The sequence below is a fragment of the Gillisella vitis genome, assembly GCF_021559775.1.
Lineage (GTDB): Bacteria > Pseudomonadota > Alphaproteobacteria > Rhizobiales > Rhizobiaceae > Allorhizobium > Allorhizobium ampelinum.
This window is the reverse complement of record NZ_CP056047.1, coordinates 2203801-2225282: the sequence shown is the minus strand read 5'-3', so window position 1 is coordinate 2225282 and position 21482 is coordinate 2203801. Positions and strand designations below refer to the sequence as shown.

Sequence of the window (21482 nt, the reverse complement as noted above, 5' to 3'; positions counted from 1 at the left end):
GGGGTTTCTGCTGCGATCAGACCCATTCTGAAGCAGATTTCCGCCTCAAGGCCAGCGCACCAGCGGCGGCAGCGACGACAAAATCGATTCGACATTGCCGCCGGTCTTCAGGCCGAAAATCGTGCCTCGGTCATAGAGCAGGTTGAACTCCACATAGCGGCCACGGCGCACCAGCTGCTCTTCCCGGTCTTCTTCGGTCCATGGTGTGTTAAAGTTGCGCCGGACCAGATCGGGATAGACGGCAGCGAACTGGCGTCCGACATCCTGCACGAAGGCGAAATTGGCGGCCCAGAGATCGAATTTTTCCCCGGCATGCAGCCAGTCGAAGAAAATTCCACCGATGCCACGCGGTTCCTGGCGGTGCGGCAGGAAGAAATATTCCTCGCACCAGGCTTTGTAATGCGGATAATCGGCGACGTCAGGATGGGCCGCACAGGCGGCTTCGAGAGCGGCATGAAAGGCAACGGTATCGGCATCCTCCTGGGTACGGCGGCGATCCAGCACCGGGGTCAGATCCGCCCCGCCACCGAACCATTGGCTGGTGGTAACCACCATGCGGGTGTTCATATGCACCGCCGGAACATGCGGATTGCAGGGATGGGCGATGAGCGAGATGCCCGAGGCCCAGAACCGTGGGTCTTCCTCGGCACCCGGCATCTGCTTGCGAAATTCCGGCGAAAATTCGCCATGCACCGTGGAGGTATGAACGCCGACCTTCTCAAACACCCGGCCGTTCATCATCGACATGCGCCCGCCACCGCCGAGGCCTTCTTCACGCTGCCAATCCTTAGGCGTGAAGCGTCCGGGCGCACGATCGCTCAAGGGGCCGGTTAATTCGTCTTCCAGCGCCTCGAAGGACCGGCAGATCTGGTCACGAAGGCTTTCGAACCAGGCGCGGGCGGTGGCCTTCTTTACCTCGATATCGTCAGGCAAGCCTTTGGGCAGAATGGGCCGTTGCATATGCTCTCCCTGTCGCCGCTTTCATCAGATCCCGGCGTGTTGATCGAAGCACGCTGACTATCAGATCCAGCGCGGTTGTGCCATCGCCGCCAAACCACCTGATACTGGAAAAACCATCGCGCATGGCTTATCATCGGGTCTCGAAAGGCCGGGTCTAGAAAGGCCGGGTCTAGAAAGGATTCTCACCATGACAGGAAAGCGTCCTCTTCCGCCGCTCGACGGCCTGAAACGGCAGATTGCCCGCCACCGTGATCGACAGACAAAAGAACGGGGGCAGGCGATACGCGATGCCTCGCCCTTCATTCGGGAAACCTTTCGCCTCAACCGGGAAGAGGCCCGGGCCAAGGCACGGGAATGGTTCGATGCCTTTCCCAAAGCCGCCTACTGGACCGAAGTGGAAAGCTGGCGGCAATTGGAGGGCGATGCCATTGAATTCACCATGCGGCGCTTGTCGTCTGCGGATTGAAGTGGGGTACGATTCCGCACACCTTTCAGCAGCCTGGCGTTGAAAATTTCTTAATCGTTAAAATTGCAATCTTTGCTGAAAGGTGATGGAAATATCTTGTAGATTATAAATCCCTTACATTGTGGGGTATTTTTCTTCAAAGCGCCAGTCATGCGGTTTGAAACCCACAGCGTTGAAGGGGGCAGCATGGATTCCGTATCGATTAATTCCACGTCTGCATCGGCCCTGTCTCTGCTGAGCGGGTCTTCGAAGGCGCTTGAAGCGACCCAGACAAAGGTTGCAACCGGCAAGAAGGTCGATGACGCCTCTGATAACGCTGCCTATTGGTCGATTGCCACGACGATGAAATCCGACAGCCTGTCGCTGTCGAGCGCCGAGGATGCCACCGCTCTGTCGGCTGCCGTCTCTGATACCGCCGCACTTGGGCTGGAGCAGGCGACGGGGCTGGTTTCCGACATTCAGGCCAAGCTGATTGCTTCCAAGGCGGCTGGTGCCAACAAAGGGGCGATCAATGACGAGATCAGCCAGCTCAAGGACCAGCTTTTAACCGTGGCGGACTCCTCCAGCTTCAACGGCCAGAACTGGCTGGCGCTCGATGCCAACCAGTCACCGAAAGTGACCTCGATGGTGTCTTCGGTCGGCTCGGACGGCAGCGGCAATCTGGCCGTCAACGTCACCAATTTCGACACTGCGCAAAGCGTACTGACCAGCAAAAACGATGCAAGCGATGGTATTCTGACGCGCTCGACGCTGACCATTGGCGCCAATGGAAGTGCTAACGAATATTATCTGCTGAATGTCGGTTCCCAGACGCCAGCCGCGCCGACTGCTGCGGAAATTGCCATTTCTGATGATACGTCGAATGCGCAGATCGACGCGATGATCGGCGCCACCCAATCGATCCTTTCCAGCATCACCGATGCCAGCGCCGCCGTGGGCGCCACCCAGAACCGGATTTCCAACAGCTCCGATTTGATGAAAGATCTACAGGATACCGCCACGGTCAGCATTGGTCGCTTGACCGATGCCGATATGGAAGAGGAAGCCACCAAGCTTTCGGCGCAAAGCGTCCAATCCCAGTTGCAGACCGCTAGCCTCAGCATTGCCAACAGCCAGCAGAAGAGCCTCGCACAGCTGTTTATGTAACAGCCGTGCCAAGGTGATGGCTCTTGCAAACACGCCTTACCGCTTGCGCGATCTGTTGCGCTTGCGGGTATTGCCTGGTTGATTGCTGGCTTGCTTAACGGGCGCGGGCGTATTGGCGACAGCGACAGGCTCGGAAATCGTTTGGACAGGCGCTTCGGGAACCAAATCGTCAGGAGCCAGCATCTGTGCAGTGTCTGTATTGTCTTCAGGGGTGACCGGCTCGGAGAGCGGGGCATCGGCTGACTGTGGCGGGATGGCGTCGTGCGTGTTGTCGGCTGCCACCGCGTCGATGGGTTCGACAGATGGCTCCAGCTCCGGTTCCAATGAAACCGGCTCCTCAACGATAACTCTTTCATCATCGTTTCTGTCATTGTCGTTCATTGCGCTGGCTTGGGGGGCGTTGGCTTCAGGCACGACAGGCGGAACGACCAGAGCCAGAAGCGGCGGAATTGCATTTTCAACCAGTGCGGCTGTGCTCGCCGTGTCCGAGACATTGGCGGGTGACGCGGACAACGTCTGCGCCAAAAGATCGGTGATTTTCAGCGCTCCCGGCAGCGATGTGTTGGTCGAATGGCCAGCGCGTGCGACGCGGACAATATTGGTCACCTTAGCTGTGGCATTCAATTCGCCGTACCAGTCGAGTTCACCGATGATCGCCAAGGGTGGCGAAAACGGCGCGGGCAGCCCGACGCGCGTGCTGAAGGTGATGATCTGTAACCGCTCCGCCAGGATGGTAAGCCGCTCGGGTGCTTCTTTTTCAATGGCGTTCAGCGCTTCAGCAACGATCAGGTTGCCTTTGGAATGGCCAGTGACGAGGTTGAAACGCAGGTCCGGGTGGCACAGCAGCGCCTGGACCGTATCGGCATCGAGACTGGTGCGGCGCGGCGGTTGTGATGGTTTCGGGCGGCGCTGGTAGGCACCGAATTGCGGGCGCCCGACCAGATCGTCGATCATCTCGAAATTGCGGCGCAGAAAGCCCAGCGGGCCAAAGAAGAAAGCGCCGCCCAGGGCCTCGGCGACGACATCGCCCAGTCCATAGCCGGAAACCACCGCGCAGACCGGCGCCTTGATGGCGTCGGCGACATTGCGGGCGAAGGCGGCAGCCCCAGCGGCGGAGCCGCCAATGCCGGCCACCGCCATGGCCCGCACCTCGCGGCCACCGCGCAGCAGATATTCATCCACCGTTTCGCACAGCGTCAACATGCCCTGGCCAGTGGGCGGCACGATCATGATCAGCCCTTCGGCGGCCAGCGCGTCGCTGATATAGAAGGCCTCATCAGAGGTCAGTGCTCTGATGTCGTAATAGAGCGCGTCAAGGCTGCTGTTGCGCAAACGCCAGGGCTCCAGCGCGGCATTGCGCAAGGGCCGCTTTTGCAGCCTTTCTGGCAGCGAGAGCGATCGGGCAAATTGGGTCAAGCCAAAGGTGAAGGCTGTCTCGAACATTGGTCTTCTCCCATGTGTTTTGTTGCGTTGCAACTTATGGGCGCGCAATTCGATTAGCAACTGTTACTTTATTTTTTTTGCACTAACGAAAAAGCTGTATTGGCTCATGATTGCAAATCCAGCTATCAATGATAGCACAGGCTGAACCGGCTGGCTTTGCGCAAAGCCAAATGTCCATGCATAAGCCACTCTGGCGCTTATCGTGATAAAAGCATTTGTAAAATCGGGCAATTTTTGGGATCAGCCCCGTGTTTGGCGCAGCGCCTCACCGGTGATCATCGCTGCCGACATGGCGACATTGATGGAGCGCTGGCCCTCGACCATCGGGATCAGGATGCGGGCATCGGCGCCGTCATGGACATGGTCGGGGACCCCGGCACTTTCACGGCCAAACAGCAGGATATCGTTGGGCTGGAAGGCAAGTTCGGTATAGGGCATGGCCGCCTTGGTGGAGGCTAGAACCAGCCGGCGCCCGCTGTTCTTGCGCCAATCCTCAAATTGCGCCCAGTTGACATGCCGGGTGAGGGTGACGGCGGCGAGATAGTCCATTCCCGCCCGCTTCAGATTGCGGTCCGACAGGTCGAAACCGGCAGGCTCGATAATATCGACACCCAGGCCCAGGCAGGCGGCGAGCCGCAGGATCGTGCCGGTATTGCCGGGAATATCCGGCTGGTAAAGGGCGATGCGGAGCGTGGAGGGGGAGGTGCCGGTGATGCTATTGGTCATGGCGTTTGAATATCGGCTTCGCTGCGGCCTGTCTGTTGTCGATGGGCAACAGTGCGACCGCAAAACAGGGTGCCGTTCCGATTGCGACTTTTCAATTTCCCGCTGCGTCTTTATTGAAAGTGCATCTTCACTCGAGACAGGGAGGCACGCATGACCGATATCCACTGGATGCGCCACCCCGCTGCACGAATTCTCCGGCAGCGCTGAGCCCTCTCGACTTTTCCTTGAACGCACCGAAACGCCATCGCCTGAACTGCGCTTTTGCCCGACCTGTAACCTTTGCAAGAGGCGATGTCTTTCTCAATCCCATGGCTGATTTCGCCTGAATCTTTGCAGTCAGGCGGTCATGCCGCCAATCGGCTGGCCCTTTCGCGGTTGGCCGCCGTTTACCGATTGAGCTTGCCATATCCCGGTTGCTTTGCCGCGATACGCGCTATATCGGTCCGGCAAGCTGATGGAGACTGAAGATGTTTACCTGGTTCGAACGCCAACTCAATCCCTATCCGGCCGAGCAACCCAGCCTGCCGCACAAGGGCCTTTTCCGTTTCATCTGGCATTATACAAGGCCCGCTGCCGGCTGGCTGGCGCTGATGGCCGTGCTGGTGATGCTGATTGCGGTGGGCGAGGTGATGCTCTTCCAGTTTCTCGGCGATATCGTCACCTGGCTCTCGCATGCCAACCGCGATACGTTCCTGCAAACCGAGGGCTGGCGGCTGGTGGGCATGGGGGCCTTGGTCCTGGTATTTCTGCCGGGCATTGCCACGATCAATTCGCTGATCGTGCATCAGACGCTGCTGGGCAATTTCCCGATGATTGCCCGCTGGCAGATGCATCGCTTCCTGCTCAACCATTCCATGACGTTTTTCGCCAATGAGTTTTCGGGCCGGGTCTCGACCAAGGTCATGCAGACCTCGCTGGCCGTGCGCGAAACCGTGGTCAAGGTGCTGGACGTTTTCGTCTATGTCATTACCTATTTCATCTCGATGCTGGTGGTGATCGCCTCTGCCGACCTGCGCCTGCTGGTGCCGATGCTGATCTGGCTTGGCATCTATATCTCGATCGTCACCTATTACGTGCCGCGGCTGCGCAAGATTGCAGCGCTCCAGGCCGATACCCGCTCGACCATGACCGGACGGATCGTTGATAGCTATACCAACATCGCCACGGTTAAGCTGTTCTCCCACACACGGCGGGAGGAGGACTATGCCAAGGGCGCGATGGACGAATTCCTGCAATCCGTCCATGCGCAGATGCGCAAGGTGACGCTGTTTCAGGTTCTGGTCTATCTCAACAATTGCACGGTCATCTTCCTGATCGGTGCGCTGTCCGTCTGGCTGTGGCTGACGGCCTCGATCCAGGTCGGTGCTATCGCCATTGCCATCGGGCTTGCCATGCGGGTCAACAGCATGTCGCAATGGGTGATGTGGGAAGTGTCGGCGCTGTTTGAAAATATCGGCACGGTCTATGACGGCATGGAGATGATGACCAAGCCGCATGACATTACCGACAAGCCCGATGCCAAGCCGCTGACCGTGCCGAAGGGCGAGATTGTCTATGACAAGGTCCGCTTCCACTATGGAAAGACGCGCGGCGTGATCGACGATTTCTCGCTGACCATAAAGGCTGGCGAAAAGGTCGGACTGGTTGGGCGGTCTGGCGCTGGCAAGACGACGCTGATGAACCTGCTGCTGCGGTTCTACGATGTCGAAAAGGGCCACGTCACCATCGACGGACAGGATATCGGGGCAGTGACCCAGGATAGCCTGCGCGGTCAGATCGGCGTCGTCACCCAGGATACCTCGCTGCTGCACCGGTCGATCCGCGACAACATCGCCTATGGCCGCCCGGATGCCAGCGATGCCGAAGTGGTCGAGGCAGCCAAGCGCGCCAACGCCTGGGACTTCATCGAGCACCTCGTCGATATGCAGGGCCGGGTTGGACTGGATGCGCAGGTGGGTGAACGCGGCGTGAAACTATCCGGCGGCCAGCGTCAGCGGATTGCCATTGCCCGGGTCTTCCTGAAAAACGCACCGATCCTGGTGCTGGACGAGGCGACCTCGGCGCTTGACTCTGAGGTAGAGGCCGCCATTCAGGAGAGCCTGTTTGCCCTGATGGAGGGCAAGACCGTGATCGCCATCGCACATCGGTTATCGACACTGACCGAAATGGACCGTCTGGTGGTGCTGGACAAGGGCCGGATCATCGAGACCGGCACCCATCACCAGCTCGCCAGCCAGAGCGGCGTCTATGCCGATCTGTGGAACCGCCAGTCGGGCGGGTTTTTGGCCGACGAGGCCAACGAGGTGCAGGACACGGCGGCGGAGTGATCCGCCGCTTTTTGCGGTCCCGCTATCAGACGATCACGCAAATATAACCGGCGCTTTGACACCAGCACCTTTGTCCTGACCCAGAACCGCCCTAACTTGCGGGCAATGCCGACTCGTCCCGGCTATATCCGTGAGGTCCCGCTCCATGCTGATTTCCGCTATCATCCGCCTGTTCGAACGCTGGGTTGATCCCTTTACCGAGCGTGCGGATCTTTGCCCACCGGGGGGCACCACGGCGTTCGTGTGGTTTTACGTGCGCCAGGCCAAGTGGGCATTTTTTGCCATGGCGCTGTTTGGCGGTGCGGTGGCGGTGATGGAGGCCAGCATGTTCTGGTTCGTGGGGCGGCTGGTGGATCTGATCGATACCGTCCCCAAAGCCGCGGGCTGGCAGGGGCTGCTCGGTGAGCATGGGCTTGAATTGCTGGGCATTGCCGCCGTTGTTGTCTTCGTGCGATTTGCGGTGATCACACTGAGCGCGTTGGTCGAAGAACAGGTCGTGGTGCTGAATTTCCTCAATCTGGTGCGCTGGCAAAGCCATGTGCATGTTGCGCGCCAATCGCTGAGCTTCTTCCACAATGATTTTGCCGGACGGATTGCCACCAAAGTCTGGGCCGGTGGGCAGGCGACAGGCGATCTCCTGACCTCGCTGCTGCAAGTTGCCTGGTTCATGGTGATCTACACGATGTCCACCATGGCGCTTTTGGCGCAACTGGACTGGGTGCTGGCAGCGATTATCGGGATTTGGGTGCTGGTTTTCGCGGTGCTGGCCCGCTATTTCGTGCCGCGCATCCGCCGCCATGCCCGCGACACCGCCGAAGCAGGCTCGGCACTGACCGGCAGGCTGGTCGATAGCTATGCGAATATCCAGACCCTGAAATTGTTTGCCCGCGAACGGCAGAACGATCATTACATCCGCGCCGGGTTCGAGCGGTTCCAGGCGGCACAGGCACCCTTTACCCGGCTGATCACAGGGGTGCGCGCCTCGCTGGCGCTGCTGTCGGGCGGCATGATCCTGATGATTGCCGCCGTCTGCATCGATCGGTGGTTTTCAGGGGCGATGACGGCGGGTGGCATGGCGTTTACCCTTGGCCTCGTGCTGCGCCTCAGCATGCTCCTAAACCGGATGATGACCCAGTTGAACGGCATGATGCGCAATATCGGCACGATCCAGAACGCCGCCGAGATGATTTCCCAGCCCATCGGCCTGAAGGATCGGCCCGATGCCAAGATGCTCACTGTCACCGGACCGGAAATCCGCTTTGAGGATGTGTCTTTCCACTACGGCAAGCAGAAGGGGGCCATCGATCATCTGTCGCTGACCATCAAGCCTGGCGAGAAGGTCGGTATTGTCGGGCGCTCCGGGGCTGGCAAGACGACGCTGGTCAACCTTTTGCTGCGGTTCTACGATGTCGAGGGCGGTGGCATCCGAATTGACGGACAGGATTTGCGCGAGGTGACGCAGGAAAGCCTGCGAGGCAAGATCGGCATGGTCACGCAGGATACAGCCCTGCTGCACCGCTCGATCCGTGACAACATCCTGTTTGGCCGCGATGAGGCGAGCGAAGAGCAGTTACGCGCTGCCGCCGACCAGGCCGAGGCGCTGGGCTTTATTGAAAAACTCGTCGATCAGCGTGGCCGGACCGGCTTTGACGTCCATGTCGGCGAACGCGGCGTGAAACTCTCCGGCGGCCAGCGCCAGCGGATCGCCATCGCCCGGGTTATGCTGAAAGACGCGCCAATTCTGGTGCTGGACGAGGCAACCTCGGCGCTCGATTCGGAAGTGGAAGCCGCCATCCAGTCCAATCTGGAACAGCTGATGAGCGGCAAAACCGTGCTGGCCATCGCCCACCGCCTCTCCACCATCGCCAGCCTCGACCGCCTGGTGGTGATCGACCAGGGCCGTATCATCGAAGAGGGCAGCCACGACGAACTGGTGGAGCGGGGCGGGCTCTACGCCGAGCTTTGGGCGCGTCAATCGGGCGGATTTCTTGGCGGCGAGGAGAGTGACGAGCCTGAGCGCTCAATGCTTGGCGTCCGTCCTTGATCTCGGGCGATAGCAACGTGTAAAACTTGACGGTGGGTTGCCAGGCAATTAGAAAACCTCTTGTCGTCTGCGAAAGATGAGGAATTGTAGATGTTGGAGCTTGTGATCATCCGCTGATTGTCTCGATTCGTCGAGACATCTAGCCGCATCGGCATTCAGGACACGCGCTGTCTTGGATTGCGATGCCGTGTGGATGCTTTTCTCAGGTTCTCATCATGAATATTTCTCGTATTGAGCAGCGCGTTCTTCACGTGCTCGCCCAAGGTGGTGCTGTCCACTATCAACGCTCTGGCAATGGGCGAATTACCGACATCATCTGCTTTACCCGTGACGGTCACGTGTTGACCGACTGTACCTTGGAGATTTTCTCCAAACTCCGGCGCAAGCGTCTCATCGAATCCAGAGCCTCCAGTCCCTATCGGATTTCCGAGAAGGGTCGTCGCTCCGTTCGATCACAACTCGACAATCGATAGGGGATAAAGCGATGGAACTGACATTTCGTCTGGAAGCAGCGTGCGATTTGCAGAGGATACACCAGATCACGCAAGAAGCTTTCAAGTCCAATCGCTACAGCAGCGGAACCGAAGCGGCGATTATTAACGCCCTTCGTGCAGCGGACGCTTTGGCCGTTTCGCTGGTTGCTGTGGCCGATCTGGATGTGGTCGGTCATCTGGCCTTTTCCTCTGTCACGATCGACGGTGTTCATTCTGGTTGGTTCGGCCTCGGTCCGGTCTCAGTCCTACCGGATCGACAGGGGCAGGGGATCGGAAGCGGACTAATTGAAAATGGGCTTTTGCGGCTGAAACGATGTGGAGCAAAGGGATGTGTCGTTCTAGGTGCGCCTAGCCTTTACCGTCGCTTCGGTTTCGAGCACGACAAGGCGCTGGTTCTGCCGGGGGCTGCTCCTGAGCATTTCCTTGCCTTGTCGCTTGATGGATCGGTGACGTCGGGGATCGTCGCCTATCATGAAGGTTTTTCCGCCTCCTCTTGAAAACAAAAGTGGCTCCGGCATCCGGGGCCGCTTTCCTTCAACTTCACCCCTTCGGCAGCAACAGATCGGTGATCAATCCATAATGGTTGGAGCCGAAATTCGAGGGAATGCGTGACAGCTTCGCCGCCATCAGCGGGCTGCGGATGAAAATATGGTCGATCGGCACGCCGAAGGCGCCGCCGATGATTGGCCAGGTGGCGGGCTCCAACCCGGTCGTGGTCATGCCGGTGACTTTCAGCAGTTTCTGCATGTCGGGTGCCAGCGTCGAGGCGTTGAAATCGCCAGCCAGCAGCAGCGGGCCGTCAATGCCGCTCAAGACGTCGCCCAGTTCTCCCAGTTCCTCCATGTGGTAGCCGTCGAAATAGGGCTTGCTCAAATGCGCGGCGGCCAGATGCAGGGCGGTGCCGCCGACTTGGATTTTCGCCATGGCGAACCGGTCGCGCCTGAGATCGCTGAGATTGCCGACATAGACCATATCGAGCGGATATTTCGACAACAGCATCAGGTCGCAGGTCGGCGTGTGCTCGCCGCAGCCGATCCGATAAGGGTAGGTCTTCACCAGCCGGTCGAGATGCAGGGAAACGGGGGCCGCCTCCATCACATAGGCGACGTCAGCACCCGATTCGAGAATGTAATCGGTAATCGCGCCGCCGTTTTCCAGGTTATCGCCCAGCACGTTGAAGGACAGGACCCTGAACGGCTGCATGCGCGCCAGATCGACCCGGGGTGTTGGCGGCAGGGTGGCCCAGATCATCCAGACGGCATGTCCGGCGATAAACAGTGTGGCGGCCAGAAGGGTCATGGTGAACAGGCCGGGGCGCAGCGCCAGGCAGAACAGCGCCATGAGCAACATGGCCAGCCCGGCGTGCAGCTGGAGGCTATAGATCACCCCCGCACCCCAGAAACTGGTCGTGTAACGCAGGGCAAAGACGCCAAGGGCAAGCACGAGCAGGGTTGCCATGATGTGCAGCAGCATCGATTTCATCTTCTTGCCTTTTGCGGGATTGCAGTGTCATGCAGCCTATAGGGTGTCGACTGCGCTTCTATAACACTTTCTATTTGTTACATGATTTTATTTTCAAGCCGGTTCCGGTTGTCGTCCCATGCTTCCAGCACCGTGCATACGGCCTGTCAGATGGCACGGAACCTGATTTCCGAAAAGACAATATCCTGCAATCAAGCCTGCACCTTTGGGCTTCATAACGAGACCGCCAAAATCCCGAGGTCAACTCACAACGATCACACATGCAGATCACGAAAATTTTGCAGCGCAACAGTCACTTGCGCATTGCACAAGTCTTGACTTTTTTCAAATCAGGTTCGCAGCCAAAAGCGTGAAAAACAGGGCTCTTCTCGTGTCCTGGCTCTTGATAAAGCGCAAATCCCTGCAATTGCAGGGGAATTTTTATCCCTGGTTTTCCTAAAGTTTTCCGCGACATGTTGCCTCTGATGCGGTTGAACACTGGACAGATTTCACCAGCGCGCATAGAAATTGACTTGGAGGCGGAGAATCCATGGCGATTTTGTGGCGTCATGGATGCCGTCAGGGGGACCGCTGCCGTAGGACCTGCTCGTTGAACGGGTATTGCGGTGGATGAAAAGTGATCGAGCGTCCTTTGCGGGTGAGAGTGACCCATGGCGCTCCAACGGTTTGTCGCAGGCGATGCGAAGAGGATGGTTTGACCGTGAGCGAACACAATACACAGACTGAAACTGCGAGCGGAGGCATGGGCGCGGGCGAGCCGACGCGCCGCGACTTCCTCTATCTCGCCACCGGCATGGCGGGCGCAGTTGGCGTTGCGGCTGTGGCCTGGCCCTTTATCGACCAGATGCGACCCGATGCCTCGACCCTGGCTTTGGCCTCTATCGAGGTGGATGTCTCGGCGCTTCAGCCGGGCATGTCGCTGACGGTGAAGTGGCGTGGCAAGCCGGTCTTCATCCGCAACCGCACCGACAAGGAAGTGGAAGAGGCTAAGGGCGTGCCGATTGCCCAGCTGAAGGACCCGGTGGCGCGCAACGCCAATGCCGGCGACGACGCCCAGGCGACCGATCTTGCCCGCTCGGCGGGGCAGGGCAAGGAAAACTGGATCGTGATGATCGGCTCCTGCACCCATCTCGGCTGCGTACCGCTTGGTCAGGCCGGGGAATATGGCGGGTGGTTCTGTCCCTGCCATGGCTCGGTCTACGATACGGCTGGCCGTATTCGCAAAGGTCCGGCGCCGGAAAACCTGCATATTCCAAATTATGGGTTCGTATCCAATACCGTGATCAAGATCGGCTGAGGGGGAGAGATTGATGAGTGGGCATTCCAGTTACCAGCCTTCGAGCGGGCTGACACGGTGGATCGATCAGCGGCTACCCTTGCCGCGCTTGGTCTATGATAGTTTCATTGCTTTTCCCGTGCCGCGCAATCTGAACTACGCCTATACATTCGGTGCCATGCTGGCCGTGATGCTGGTCGTGCAGATCCTGACCGGCGTCGTGCTGGCCATGCATTATACCGCTGAAACCACGGTCGCCTTCAACTCCGTCGAAAAGATCATGCGCGACGTCAACCATGGTTGGCTGCTGCGCTATATGCATGCCAATGGCGCGTCCTTCTTCTTCATCGCCGTCTACCTGCATATCGCCCGCGGTCTTTACTATGGGTCCTACAAGGCGCCCCGCGAAATCCTCTGGATTCTCGGTGTGGTGATCTTCCTGCTGATGATGGCGACTGCCTTCATGGGCTACGTTCTGCCCTGGGGCCAGATGTCCTTCTGGGGTGCAACCGTTATCACCGGCTTCTTCTCGGCCTTTCCTTATGTGGGCGAGTGGATCCAGACCTTCCTGCTTGGTGGCTTCGCCGTCGATCAGCCAACGCTTAACCGCTTCTTCTCGCTGCATTACCTGCTGCCCTTCATGATCGCAGGCGTGGTTATCCTGCATATCTGGGCACTGCATGTCACCGGGCAGACCAATCCTACCGGGGTTGAGGTGAAGTCAAAGACCGACACGGTGCCGTTCACGCCCTATGCGACGCTGAAGGACGCCTTCGGCGTGTCGATCTTCCTGATCGCCTATGCCTGGTTCATCTTCTACATGCCGAACTTCCTTGGCCATCCCGACAACTACATCATGGCCGATCCGTTGAAGACCCCGGCACATATCGTGCCTGAATGGTACTTCCTGCCGTTCTACGCCATGCTGCGTGCCATCACCTTCAACGTGCTGTTCATCGATTCCAAGCTGGGCGGCGTGTTGGTGATGTTCGGGGCGATCATCGTCTTGTTCTTCCTGCCCTGGCTGGATACGTCCAAGGTGCGTTCCGCCGTTTACCGTCCCTGGTACAAGCTGTTCTTCTGGATCTTTGTCGCCGATTGCATTTTGCTGGGTTGGCTCGGTTCACGTCAGCCGACGGATACATTCACCACCATGGCACAGTTCGGGACGCTGTATTACTTCGGCTTTTTCCTGGTGATCATGCCGCTGCTCGGTCTGCTGGAAACGCCAAGGCGCGTGCCGAACTCCATTACCGAGGCTGTTCTGGCCAAAGCCGGCAAAACCGAAGCGCATGTCTGAGACAGGCAGGGAGAGGATAAACTCAATGAAGAAGCTTGCCACAAGCCTCCTGTCGCTGGCATTCGCCACCGGTCTCGGCTTTTCCGCGGCGCTTGCGCAGGAACATGCGGAAGGCGAAACGCCCCATTACCCCATTCATAAGCCAGCCCCGGTGGAATGGAGTTTTTCCGGGCCTTTCGGCAAATATGACAAGGGACAATTGCAGCGCGGCCTGAAGATCTACAAGGAAGTCTGTTCCGCCTGCCATTCCATGAACCTGGTTTCCTTCCGCACGCTGGAAGACCTGGGCTATTCGGAGGCCCAGGTGAAGACCTTTGCCGCCGAATACGAAGTGCAAGACGGGCCGAACGCGTCCGGCGAAATGTATACCCGCAAGGCCGTGCCTTCGGATCATTTCCCGTCGCCCTTCCCCAACCATGAAGCCGCCGCTGCCGCCAATAATGGCGCCGCACCACCGGACATGTCGCTGCTGGCCAAGGCACGCGGCATCGAGCGTGGTTTCCCGACCTTCATCTTTGATATCTTCACGCAATATCAGGAGGGCGGGCCGGATTATATCCACGCGCTGCTGACCGGCTATCAGGACCCACCGGCTGGCGTGACGGTGGCCGAGGGCACCCATTATAACCCGTATTTCTCTGCCGCCTCGGCACTTGCCATGGCGCCGCCGCTCAGCGAGGGGCAGGTGACCTATGACGATGGCGCGCCGCAGACGGTTGACCAATATGCCAAGGACGTTTCGGCTTTCCTGATGTGGGCTGCCGAACCGCATCTGGAAGAACGCAAGCGCACTGGCTTCATGGTCATGGTCTTCCTGCTGATCTTCTCCGGCCTGGTCTACCTCACCAAGAAATCGGTTTATGCCAACAAGGAACATTGATTTCTCCTTGGTATGACGCAAATTCGCAAAAGGCGGCCTTCGGGCCGCCTTTTGCTGTTTTTTGTGAATGTGTTGATCAAGATAGAGGGCTTGTCTGCGATCACATTGCCTCTGGACAGCGTCTTAAATCCATTTCGATTTCAGGAAGAATGCAGTAGGGTCCGGCGCAACTAGAAATTCCGTCAGCCGGGCAGACCATGACACAGATTTCCCAGGAACTTTCCGCCGCCATTCGCTCCATTCCGGATTATCCCAAGCCCGGCATCGTGTTTCGCGATATCACCACGCTGCTCGGCAATCCGCGTGCGTTTCGCCGCGCCGTCGATGAGCTGGTGCAACCCTATGCCGGGTTGAAGATCGACAAGATCGCCGGCATGGAGGCTCGCGGCTTCATTCTGGGCGGGGCGGTGGCGCATCAGCTGTCTGCCGGTTTCGTGCCGATCCGCAAGAAAGGCAAGCTGCCGCACACGACGGTGCGGATCGCCTATAGCCTGGAATATGGCGTGGACGAGATGGAAATGCATGTCGATGCCGTGCAGCCCGGCGAAAAGGTCATCCTGGTCGATGACCTGATCGCTACCGGTGGCACCGCCGTCGGCGCAGTGCAGCTACTGCGTCAGATTGGCGCCGACGTCGTCTCCGCCTGCTTCGTCATCGACCTGCCGGATCTCGGCGGCCGCAAGAAGCTGGAAGCGCTGGGTGTGGAAGTGCGCACGCTGGTGGAATTTTCCGGGCATTGATCGCTGAGCGGGCTTTGTTATCGCTCGGCGAGTGCCAGTCTAATACTCATCAACAGGAATGCAGCGGAAAAGCTCCTGTATAGGCCCTTTACCGCTCTGGGCTTTGAGATGATGTGATCGCGCAGTCTGCTTGCCAGGCCGCCATAGATGGCGAAGACGACGAATGTCATCGCCATGAAAATGCTTGAGCAGAGGGCAAACTGCCTGACGGCGAACGGGTCGTTGCCGTGAACGAATTGCGGCAGAAATGCCAGGAAGAACAGAGATAGTTTTGGGTTCAGCAAGTTGATCAGGACTGCTTTTCCTATAATCCGCCCGGCACGGTCATGCCGGTGCGGCTCCTGGCTCATATTGATCTCGCTTACGCGCCAAAGGCCAATCGCCATGTACAGCAGATAGGCGGCACCGGCGATCTTGACGGACTGGAATAGGGTTTCATTGGTCGCAAGGATTGCTGCGAGCCCAAGGCTGGCTGCTGCCATATGGGGCAGAATGCCGAGCGTGCAGCCGAAGGCGGCAATGGTTGCAGCTCGCCATCCGCCGGACAGCGCCACACTCAGGGTGTAAAGCGCCCCGGTGCCGGGTGTTGCGACGATGATGAAGGATGTCAGATAAAAATCCAGGGGCATGATGAACGGGCCGGGTTGTGTTGATCCTTCCGCTTTTTTAGCTGTCGCCTGGGCTTTTGGTCTTGAATGGAATTGCAGAGGTACTCAAGCTCGAAATGCGGCAGGCGTCAGCCCGTAGCGGCGTTTGAATTCCCGCGTCATGTGGCTTTGATCAGCATAGCCGCAGGCTGCGGCGATATCGGCCAGGCTGTTCCTGCTCGACAGGATCAGGCGGCGAGCCTGGTTGGCGCGCTGTTGTAGAATGAAGGCATGGGGAGTCAGGCCAGTCATTGCCTGGAATGCCCGTAGAGTTTGAAAACGGCTGGCATCGGCAACCTTGGCCAGATCATGCAGCGACGGGTTTGCCGTTGGATCGTCGCAGATCATTTGCCATACCCGCTGCATCGAGGGGTGGTCTTTCGGTCGAGGCTGGTTGCTTCGCCAAGCGATCAGCGGTGCAAGCAAACACAGCAACGATTCTTCAAGGACCATTTCTGCCACGGGATCACTACCTACGCTCATGGCTTGAAAGGCCCGCTGAAAACGAGCGGCCAAACCCGGATTGTCGAAGACGGGTTTTTCGAATTCGACCTGTCCGGTCTCCTGCAAATCCGCCTGCATCTCTTCGAGATACTCTGGCTCCATATAGATCATCAACCACTGCCTGCCATGCTCTCCGATCGGAGCGCCGTCATGCACTTCGCCAGGATTGACGGTGATGATATTCCCGGGTTCAGCAATGACCTGCCCCCGGCCTGAGGCCGAAACTTGTGCGCCCTTGACGATCAGCCCGATGCCGAATTCGTCATGCGTATGGCGGGGAAATTTGTGGCTACTATGGGCGCAAACGGCGCGAAGCCGTGGATCGCTGGGCCGGAATGCCTGAAAGTCCTGCATCCGGCCCATCCTTGTTAACCCTTCACCGCCTTAGCGATATCATCAGCAATTTCCTCCGGTTTGGTGATCGGCGCATAGCGGGCAATCGGCATGCCGTCGCGGCCGACCAGAAATTTGGTGAAATTCCATTTGATCGCTTCGGTGCCGAGAATGCCGCGCACTTCGTGGGTCAGGTATTTGTAAAGCGGATGGGCCTCGTTGCCTTTGACATCAATCTTGGCGAACATCGGGAAGCTGACATTGAAATTCAGGTCGCAGAAGCTGGCGATTTCGGCTTCTGATCCCGGTTCCTGACCACCAAACTGGTTGCAGGGAAAGCCGATGATGACGAGATCGTCCTTGAAACGCTTTTGCAGGGTCTCCAGGCCTTCATATTGCGGTGTGAAGCCGCATTTGCTGGCGGTGTTGACGATCAGGAGCAGTTTTCCGGCAAATTCGGCAAGCTTGCGCTCCCGGCCGGTAATATCCTTGGCTGAAAAGTCATGAACGTTCATTGTCATTCTCCTGTTCAAGAACGGTGCTGACGAAGCGCAGCACCGGCTCGCCCTGTTGGTTCATGCCCTCGGCAACGCTGGCGTGGAGGTGCCAGCCGGGACGCGATCTGAGCGCACGGCTGTTTTGTGCCGTCAGGCTATAGGTAATGTCATCTCCGGCATAGACTGGTTTCAGCCACTTCAGATCGGTAAAGCCGGGCGAGGGGCCAAGCCGTGGCGGTGTCACGCCTTCGGCAATGGCTTTGGTGTTGGCTTCGCCCATGAAGTCGAGAAAGGTCCGCATCCAGACTGAGCAGGTATGCCAGCCAGAGGCGCAGAGACCGCCGAAGACGTAGGACTTCGCCGCTTCCGCATCGACATGGAAGGGCTGCGGATCGAATTTTGTGGCAAAGCGGATAATGTCCTCCGCGTTGAAATGGCGGGTGCCGAGCACGACTTTTTGCTCGAAGGGAAACAGGTCAACCATTCTCATGCCACGTCTCCTGCCGGTTGGCGCTGGCGCATCATGGCCGCATTGCGGGCGACGATGACGGTTTCGCCCTTTTGGTTGACCAGCTCATGGCGGCTGGTGATGACACCGATCCCCGGGCGCGAGCGCAATGGCCGGGCCTCTTCAACCAGGGAAAAGCCGCTCAGGGTATCACCCGCCAGGACAGGCGTTTTCCACTGCACGAAGTCGATGCCGGGTGCGCCTTCGGAATAGGAGCGCAGGATATAGCTGTCGATCATCATCCGCATCAAAAGCCCGCAGGTATGCCAGCCAGAGGCCGCCAAGCCGCCGAGAATGCTGGCCTCACCGGCTTCCGCATCGAGATGCATCGGCTGCGGATCGAACTCTGTGGCAAACTGGATAATGTCGTTTAAATCCACCGTAACGGGGCCAAGCGGCAGGCGTGTACCAACCGGAAAATCTTCAAAATATAATTTATCTGTCTGCATAATATCCTCTCTGGGCGTATCCGAACCCTAATAGCACAGATACAAGAATTACGGTGCCGGAGGCGTGCCTGGAGCGGTGCCCGGAATACTGAAAGCATTGCCGTTGACCTTGATCTGGCCGGTGCGATCCGTTTCCACGTGCCAAAGCAATTGGCCATCCTCCTGTGTCTGGGCAAAGCCTTTGGCCATCAGCAGGAAAAATGCTGTCTGGCCCAGCTCTGGCGTTTGTTTGGCATTGGTCTGGAGATAGGCAATGGTCTTGTCGAAATCGCGTGCTGTTACGGTTACGTCGGCCAGCGGTTTGTCGTTGCCTGTCAGGGCAAACGTAGTTTTGCCGTTGATTGTTACATCATAGAGGGAAGATGTCAGGCGGGTGCCGTCATAGGCAATGGTGGCGATGCCATCGGGAAAGAAGCGACGGCTGATTTCGCTCTTTTGCGGCGGTGTCAGCGGCTGGGCGGGATCGTAATCGACATTGTCCATCAGGTAATTGATGCCATCCGCCGCGTTGACGGTGGGTACCGTCACCTTGATCGTCGAGGTCTGGGGAATGAGCGGCACATAGGCCGCCGGCACAAGACCCGCTACCATCCGCGGCTCGACGAGATCCAGGCCGAAGCCGAATCTGGCGCCATTACTGATACCGTCGATCATTGTCTCTATGCCGAAACGCTTGGCGGTGAATGGCCCTTGCGGGGTCTCGACCTGCATGTCGTGATAGACAACGGTCTGGGACATGGTTTTGAAAAGGGGAAAATTCGAGCGGAACAACTGGATCAATATGCGCTTTTCAGCCTCATCCATTGGTGGCTTGTCCCAGTTCTTGACCAGGATAGCGATCATTTTCTGAAGCGGCTGGAAGGCAACGCCTTCGATTTTCACGGAGCTTTCGCCTGAACCGGCGCGGAAACCGGCAGGGTCCGCTTTCGAAGCCCTGATGGTTTCAACGAGGTTGGTAAAGGTGCCACTGCTGGCAACAGTGATCGTCTTATCATCGTCCTTCGTCCCCTGGACTGTGGAATTGACCGTGCCCAGGCGTATGTCCGTCGAACTGTCACCCGTCTGCAATCGCAGCCGCATGTCCTCGGCCTTGTAGGTGCCGGACTGTAGATAGGTGATGGTCGGATCGTAGATCCCCGTCATGCTGTAGGAATCGACCGAAAAGAGAAAGTTGGTCTTGGTGCCTTTCTCCGTGGTCTGCCCTTTGACATCGATCCCGCCTGCCTGGTCGAATTGCCAAAGGCCACCGTCCAGCGGACGAATGAGGGAGACGATAGGGTTGAGACCCACGGCCTTGGTGAACTTGATCGCCTCCAGTCCGAACAGCGCAATGGTATTGACCCGGACCTCATAGGCGCTGTTGCGCGCCCGCACAGTCATGGCGCTCGCGTCCTTGACCATGCCGTCTGGCAGGGTGGACAAAAGCTGCTGCTTGAGGTCCTTGGCACCTTTCGAGGTAATATCAGCGGCGTTTGCCTGCCCATGCATCAGGACAGCGGATAGAAACAATACAGGCACGGATATCGAACGCATAGTCACTCCCCTCATGGCAGGAGGCGGTAACCCACACCGCTCCAACAGGTTGATATTGCCCAGTTGGCTACCGTTTTAAAGGGCAAAATAAAAGCGGGATGCTTTTGAATGAGCGTCCCGCTTGTGATTGATTGTTAGACCGTCGCAATATGGATCAGGTGTTGAAGCGGAAGTGGATGACGTCGCCGTCATGCACGACATATTCCTTGCCTTCGTCACGGCCCTTGCCTGCTTCCTTGGCGCCGACTTCACCCTTGTAGGTGATGTAATCGTCATAGGCGATGGTGAAGGCGCGGATGAAGCCGCGTTCGAAATCCGTGTGGATAACACCAGCTGCGGCGGGTGCCTTGGTGCCGCGCGGAATGGTCCAGGCGCGGGTTTCCTTGGGGCCGACGGTGAAATAGGTGATCAGGTCGAGCAGGTGATAGCCAGCGCGGATCAGCCGGTCGAGACCTGCTTCTTCCAGCCCGAGTGCCGACAGAAATTCGACCGCTTCCTCGTCTGGCAATTGCGCCACTTCGGCTTCGATGGCCGCTGAAATGATTACGGTTTCCGCCCCTTGTGCCTTGGCCATTTCCTCGACGGCTTTGGTATGGGCATTGCCGGTTACGGCATCGGCTTCGGCGACATTGCAGACGTAGAGGACCGGATGGGAGGTCAGCAGGTTCAGGCTTTTCAGCACCTCGCGTTCCTCGGCATCAAGGCTTGCCAACAGCAGGCGGGCGGGCTTGCCCTCTTGCAACAGCTTCAGCGCACCATCCATGACAGGCAGAAGCGTCATCGATTCCTTGTCCTTGGAGGCCGCGCGCTTGCGGGTCTGCTCGGTGCGGCGCTCCAGGCTTTCCAGATCGGCCAGCATCAGCTCTGTTTCGATGGTTTCGGCGTCGCCAACTGGATCGATCCGGCCTTCGACATGGGTGATGTCGTCATCTTCGAAGCAGCGCAGCACATGCACGACGGCATCGACTTCACGGATATTGGCAAGAAACTTGTTGCCCAGGCCTTCACCCTTGGAAGCGCCACGCACCAGACCGGCAATGTCCACGAAGGAAATCCGGGTCGGGATGATTTCCTTCGAGCCCGCAACGGTGGCCAGCGTCTGCATGCGCGGATCGGGCACGGCCACTTCGCCGGTATTCGGCTCGATGGTGCAGAACGGATAGTTGGCCGCCTGGGCCGCAGCCGTCCTGGTCAGCGCGTTGAAAAGGGTGGACTTGCCGACATTCGGCAGTCCCACGATACCGCATTTGAAGCCCATGGGTGTTTTCCGTGCTCAGTAAAGGTTTTGTTGCCTTGCCTATGGGGGAATGGAGCGGCCCGGTCAAGGCTTTGCCGCTTCTTGGCGCCAATTGCTTGAAGCCGGGAGCGGTTCGCATTATGGTAACGCGAGCGTGTGCCGATGGGAGTAGCCAATGCCTCAAAAAGTCATTGTCGGGCAGCCAAAGGTCAAAACCCGGCCAAAGCTGGAGCAGCCCAGGCTCTACAAGGTCATCCTGACCAATGATGATTACACCCCGCGCGAATTCGTGACCATCGTGCTGAAAGCCGTGTTTCGGATGAGTGAGGAAACCGGTAACCGGGTGATGATGACCGCTCACCGCTTTGGTTCAGCGGTGGTGGTGGTTTGCACCAGGGATATCGCCGAAACCAAATCCACCGAGGCCAATGATCTGGCCAAGGAAGCAGGCTTTCCGCTGCTCTTTACGATTGAGCCGGAGGAATAGGCT

Annotated in this window: 23 protein-coding genes; 11 read left to right on the top strand and 12 right to left on the bottom strand. The window is 58.2% G+C overall.

Annotated features, from left to right (window positions below):
• Positions 1-45 precede the first annotated feature (45 nt).
• Positions 46-960: an oxygen-dependent coproporphyrinogen oxidase gene (hemF, locus tag AVCG78_RS10485; protein WP_071205140.1), complete on the bottom strand. Its 915-nt coding sequence runs from the start codon at positions 958-960 to the stop codon at positions 46-48.
• Between the two features lie 187 nt (positions 961-1147).
• On the opposite strand from hemF, the gene AVCG78_RS10480 reads away from it, so the two are divergent.
• Together AVCG78_RS10480 and AVCG78_RS10475 are read left to right on the top strand one after the other, a co-directional pair.
• Positions 1148-1426, top strand: a complete 279-nt coding sequence (locus AVCG78_RS10480; RefSeq protein ID WP_015916725.1) for a hypothetical protein — start codon at positions 1148-1150, stop codon at positions 1424-1426.
• Positions 1427-1612: 186 nt separating this feature from the next.
• Positions 1613-2572, top strand: a complete 960-nt coding sequence (locus AVCG78_RS10475) for a flagellin N-terminal helical domain-containing protein (RefSeq protein WP_071205208.1) — start codon at positions 1613-1615, stop codon at positions 2570-2572.
• A 36-nt stretch (positions 2573-2608) separates the two neighbouring features.
• Here the strand turns inward: AVCG78_RS10475 and AVCG78_RS10470 are convergent, their stop codons facing one another.
• Both AVCG78_RS10470 and AVCG78_RS10465 read right to left on the bottom strand, forming a co-directional pair.
• Entirely contained in the window at positions 2609-4015 is a 1407-nt protein-coding gene (locus AVCG78_RS10470) for a cell envelope biogenesis protein OmpA (RefSeq protein WP_071205139.1), read from the bottom strand.
• 240 nt (positions 4016-4255) lie between these two features.
• The gene (locus AVCG78_RS10465) at positions 4256-4741 is read right to left on the bottom strand and encodes a tRNA (cytidine(34)-2'-O)-methyltransferase (RefSeq protein WP_071205138.1); all 486 of its coding nucleotides are present in this window, start codon (positions 4739-4741) and stop codon (positions 4256-4258) included.
• 467 nt (positions 4742-5208) lie between these two features.
• On the opposite strand from AVCG78_RS10465, the gene AVCG78_RS10460 reads away from it, so the two are divergent.
• From AVCG78_RS10460 to AVCG78_RS10445, 4 genes are all read left to right on the top strand, one after another.
• A complete protein-coding gene (locus tag AVCG78_RS10460; RefSeq protein WP_071205137.1) occupies positions 5209-7068 on the top strand; it encodes an ABC transporter ATP-binding protein in 1860 nt (619 codons plus the stop codon).
• A gap of 145 nt (positions 7069-7213) precedes the next feature.
• Positions 7214-9112 carry an ABC transporter ATP-binding protein gene (locus AVCG78_RS10455; RefSeq protein WP_071205136.1) on the top strand — a complete coding sequence of 633 codons (1899 nt, stop codon included), beginning with the start codon at positions 7214-7216 and terminating at the stop codon, positions 9110-9112.
• Positions 9113-9327: 215 nt separating this feature from the next.
• On the top strand, positions 9328-9585 hold the full coding sequence (locus tag AVCG78_RS10450; RefSeq protein WP_081355544.1) for a YjhX family toxin: 258 nt from the start codon (positions 9328-9330) through the stop codon (positions 9583-9585).
• A gap of 17 nt (positions 9586-9602) precedes the next feature.
• Positions 9603-10103, top strand: a complete 501-nt coding sequence (locus tag AVCG78_RS10445) for a GNAT family N-acetyltransferase (protein WP_174089710.1) — start codon at positions 9603-9605, stop codon at positions 10101-10103.
• A 43-nt stretch (positions 10104-10146) separates the two neighbouring features.
• On the opposite strand, the gene AVCG78_RS10440 is transcribed toward AVCG78_RS10445, so the two are convergent.
• Together AVCG78_RS10440 and AVCG78_RS10435 are read right to left on the bottom strand one after the other, a co-directional pair.
• Positions 10147-11088 (bottom strand): endonuclease/exonuclease/phosphatase family protein, encoded by a 942-nt coding sequence (locus AVCG78_RS10440; RefSeq protein ID WP_071205134.1) that lies wholly within the window; start codon positions 11086-11088, stop codon positions 10147-10149.
• 292 nt (positions 11089-11380) lie between these two features.
• Positions 11381-11638 (bottom strand): hypothetical protein, encoded by a 258-nt coding sequence (locus AVCG78_RS10435; RefSeq protein ID WP_139191467.1) that lies wholly within the window; start codon positions 11636-11638, stop codon positions 11381-11383.
• Between the two features lie 150 nt (positions 11639-11788).
• Here AVCG78_RS10435 and petA point away from each other — a divergent pair, with 150 nt between their 5' ends.
• From petA to AVCG78_RS10415, 4 genes are all read left to right on the top strand, one after another.
• Positions 11789-12385, top strand: coding sequence for a ubiquinol-cytochrome c reductase iron-sulfur subunit (gene petA, locus AVCG78_RS10430; protein WP_071585393.1), 597 nt, complete (start codon positions 11789-11791; stop codon positions 12383-12385).
• A gap of 13 nt (positions 12386-12398) precedes the next feature.
• Complete coding sequence (locus tag AVCG78_RS10425; RefSeq protein WP_071205133.1) at positions 12399-13664, top strand: cytochrome b; 1266 nt, start codon at positions 12399-12401, stop codon at positions 13662-13664.
• A gap of 25 nt (positions 13665-13689) precedes the next feature.
• Positions 13690-14544, top strand: coding sequence for a cytochrome c1 (locus AVCG78_RS10420; RefSeq protein ID WP_015916715.1), 855 nt, complete (start codon positions 13690-13692; stop codon positions 14542-14544).
• Positions 14545-14741: 197 nt separating this feature from the next.
• The gene (locus AVCG78_RS10415; protein WP_041696913.1) at positions 14742-15284 is read left to right on the top strand and encodes an adenine phosphoribosyltransferase; all 543 of its coding nucleotides are present in this window, start codon (positions 14742-14744) and stop codon (positions 15282-15284) included.
• 17 nt (positions 15285-15301) lie between these two features.
• Here AVCG78_RS10415 and AVCG78_RS10410 read toward each other — a convergent pair whose 3' ends face one another.
• The 7 genes from AVCG78_RS10410 to ychF form a co-directional block, all read right to left on the bottom strand.
• A complete protein-coding gene (locus tag AVCG78_RS10410; RefSeq protein ID WP_071205132.1) occupies positions 15302-15913 on the bottom strand; it encodes a LysE family translocator in 612 nt (203 codons plus the stop codon).
• Between the two features lie 84 nt (positions 15914-15997).
• Complete coding sequence (locus tag AVCG78_RS10405) at positions 15998-16789, bottom strand: AraC family transcriptional regulator (RefSeq protein ID WP_234665057.1); 792 nt, start codon at positions 16787-16789, stop codon at positions 15998-16000.
• 14 nt (positions 16790-16803) lie between these two features.
• Positions 16804-17283 carry a glutathione peroxidase gene (locus AVCG78_RS10400; RefSeq protein WP_071205130.1) on the bottom strand — a complete coding sequence of 160 codons (480 nt, stop codon included), beginning with the start codon at positions 17281-17283 and terminating at the stop codon, positions 16804-16806.
• Entirely contained in the window at positions 17270-17755 is a 486-nt protein-coding gene (locus AVCG78_RS10395; protein WP_156582865.1) for a MaoC family dehydratase, read from the bottom strand. The genes AVCG78_RS10400 and AVCG78_RS10395 overlap by 14 nt, the downstream gene beginning before the upstream one ends.
• A complete protein-coding gene (locus tag AVCG78_RS10390) occupies positions 17752-18222 on the bottom strand; it encodes a MaoC family dehydratase (protein ID WP_015916710.1) in 471 nt (156 codons plus the stop codon). The genes AVCG78_RS10395 and AVCG78_RS10390 overlap by 4 nt, the downstream gene beginning before the upstream one ends.
• 48 nt (positions 18223-18270) lie before the next feature.
• On the bottom strand, positions 18271-19755 hold the full coding sequence (locus tag AVCG78_RS10385; protein WP_071585382.1) for a hypothetical protein: 1485 nt from the start codon (positions 19753-19755) through the stop codon (positions 18271-18273).
• A 154-nt stretch (positions 19756-19909) separates the two neighbouring features.
• The gene (ychF, locus tag AVCG78_RS10380; RefSeq protein ID WP_015916708.1) at positions 19910-21013 is read right to left on the bottom strand and encodes a redox-regulated ATPase YchF; all 1104 of its coding nucleotides are present in this window, start codon (positions 21011-21013) and stop codon (positions 19910-19912) included.
• Positions 21014-21167: 154 nt separating this feature from the next.
• On the opposite strand from ychF, the gene clpS reads away from it, so the two are divergent.
• Positions 21168-21479, top strand: coding sequence for an ATP-dependent Clp protease adapter ClpS (gene clpS / locus AVCG78_RS10375; RefSeq protein WP_015916707.1), 312 nt, complete (start codon positions 21168-21170; stop codon positions 21477-21479).
• Positions 21480-21482: the final 3 nt, after the last annotated feature.

Bases quoted from the DNA above. Each gene is read 5' to 3' on its own strand.
- hemF (WP_071205140.1), bottom strand. From the start codon at position 960: ATGCAACGGCCCATTCTGCCCAAAGGCTTGCCTGACGATATCGAGGTA.
- AVCG78_RS10480 (WP_015916725.1), top strand. From the start codon at position 1,148: ATGACAGGAAAGCGTCCTCTTCCGCCGCTCGACGGCCTGAAACGGCAG.
- AVCG78_RS10475 (WP_071205208.1), top strand. From the start codon at position 1,613: ATGGATTCCGTATCGATTAATTCCACGTCTGCATCGGCCCTGTCTCTG.
- AVCG78_RS10470 (WP_071205139.1), bottom strand. From the start codon at position 4,015: ATGTTCGAGACAGCCTTCACCTTTGGCTTGACCCAATTTGCCCGATCG.
- AVCG78_RS10465 (WP_071205138.1), bottom strand. From the start codon at position 4,741: ATGACCAATAGCATCACCGGCACCTCCCCCTCCACGCTCCGCATCGCC.
- AVCG78_RS10460 (WP_071205137.1), top strand. From the start codon at position 5,209: ATGTTTACCTGGTTCGAACGCCAACTCAATCCCTATCCGGCCGAGCAA.
- AVCG78_RS10455 (WP_071205136.1), top strand. From the start codon at position 7,214: ATGCTGATTTCCGCTATCATCCGCCTGTTCGAACGCTGGGTTGATCCC.
- AVCG78_RS10450 (WP_081355544.1), top strand. From the start codon at position 9,328: ATGAATATTTCTCGTATTGAGCAGCGCGTTCTTCACGTGCTCGCCCAA.
- AVCG78_RS10440 (WP_071205134.1), bottom strand. From the start codon at position 11,088: ATGAAATCGATGCTGCTGCACATCATGGCAACCCTGCTCGTGCTTGCC.
- AVCG78_RS10435 (WP_139191467.1), bottom strand. From the start codon at position 11,638: ATGACGCCACAAAATCGCCATGGATTCTCCGCCTCCAAGTCAATTTCT.
- AVCG78_RS10425 (WP_071205133.1), top strand. From the start codon at position 12,399: ATGAGTGGGCATTCCAGTTACCAGCCTTCGAGCGGGCTGACACGGTGG.
- AVCG78_RS10420 (WP_015916715.1), top strand. From the start codon at position 13,690: ATGAAGAAGCTTGCCACAAGCCTCCTGTCGCTGGCATTCGCCACCGGT.
- AVCG78_RS10415 (WP_041696913.1), top strand. From the start codon at position 14,742: ATGACACAGATTTCCCAGGAACTTTCCGCCGCCATTCGCTCCATTCCG.
- AVCG78_RS10410 (WP_071205132.1), bottom strand. From the start codon at position 15,913: ATGCCCCTGGATTTTTATCTGACATCCTTCATCATCGTCGCAACACCC.
- AVCG78_RS10405 (WP_234665057.1), bottom strand. From the start codon at position 16,789: ATGCAGGACTTTCAGGCATTCCGGCCCAGCGATCCACGGCTTCGCGCC.
- AVCG78_RS10400 (WP_071205130.1), bottom strand. From the start codon at position 17,283: ATGAACGTTCATGACTTTTCAGCCAAGGATATTACCGGCCGGGAGCGC.
- AVCG78_RS10395 (WP_156582865.1), bottom strand. From the start codon at position 17,755: ATGAGAATGGTTGACCTGTTTCCCTTCGAGCAAAAAGTCGTGCTCGGC.
- AVCG78_RS10390 (WP_015916710.1), bottom strand. From the start codon at position 18,222: ATGCAGACAGATAAATTATATTTTGAAGATTTTCCGGTTGGTACACGC.
- AVCG78_RS10385 (WP_071585382.1), bottom strand. From the start codon at position 19,755: ATGCGTTCGATATCCGTGCCTGTATTGTTTCTATCCGCTGTCCTGATG.
- ychF (WP_015916708.1), bottom strand. From the start codon at position 21,013: ATGGGCTTCAAATGCGGTATCGTGGGACTGCCGAATGTCGGCAAGTCC.
- clpS (WP_015916707.1), top strand. From the start codon at position 21,168: ATGCCTCAAAAAGTCATTGTCGGGCAGCCAAAGGTCAAAACCCGGCCA.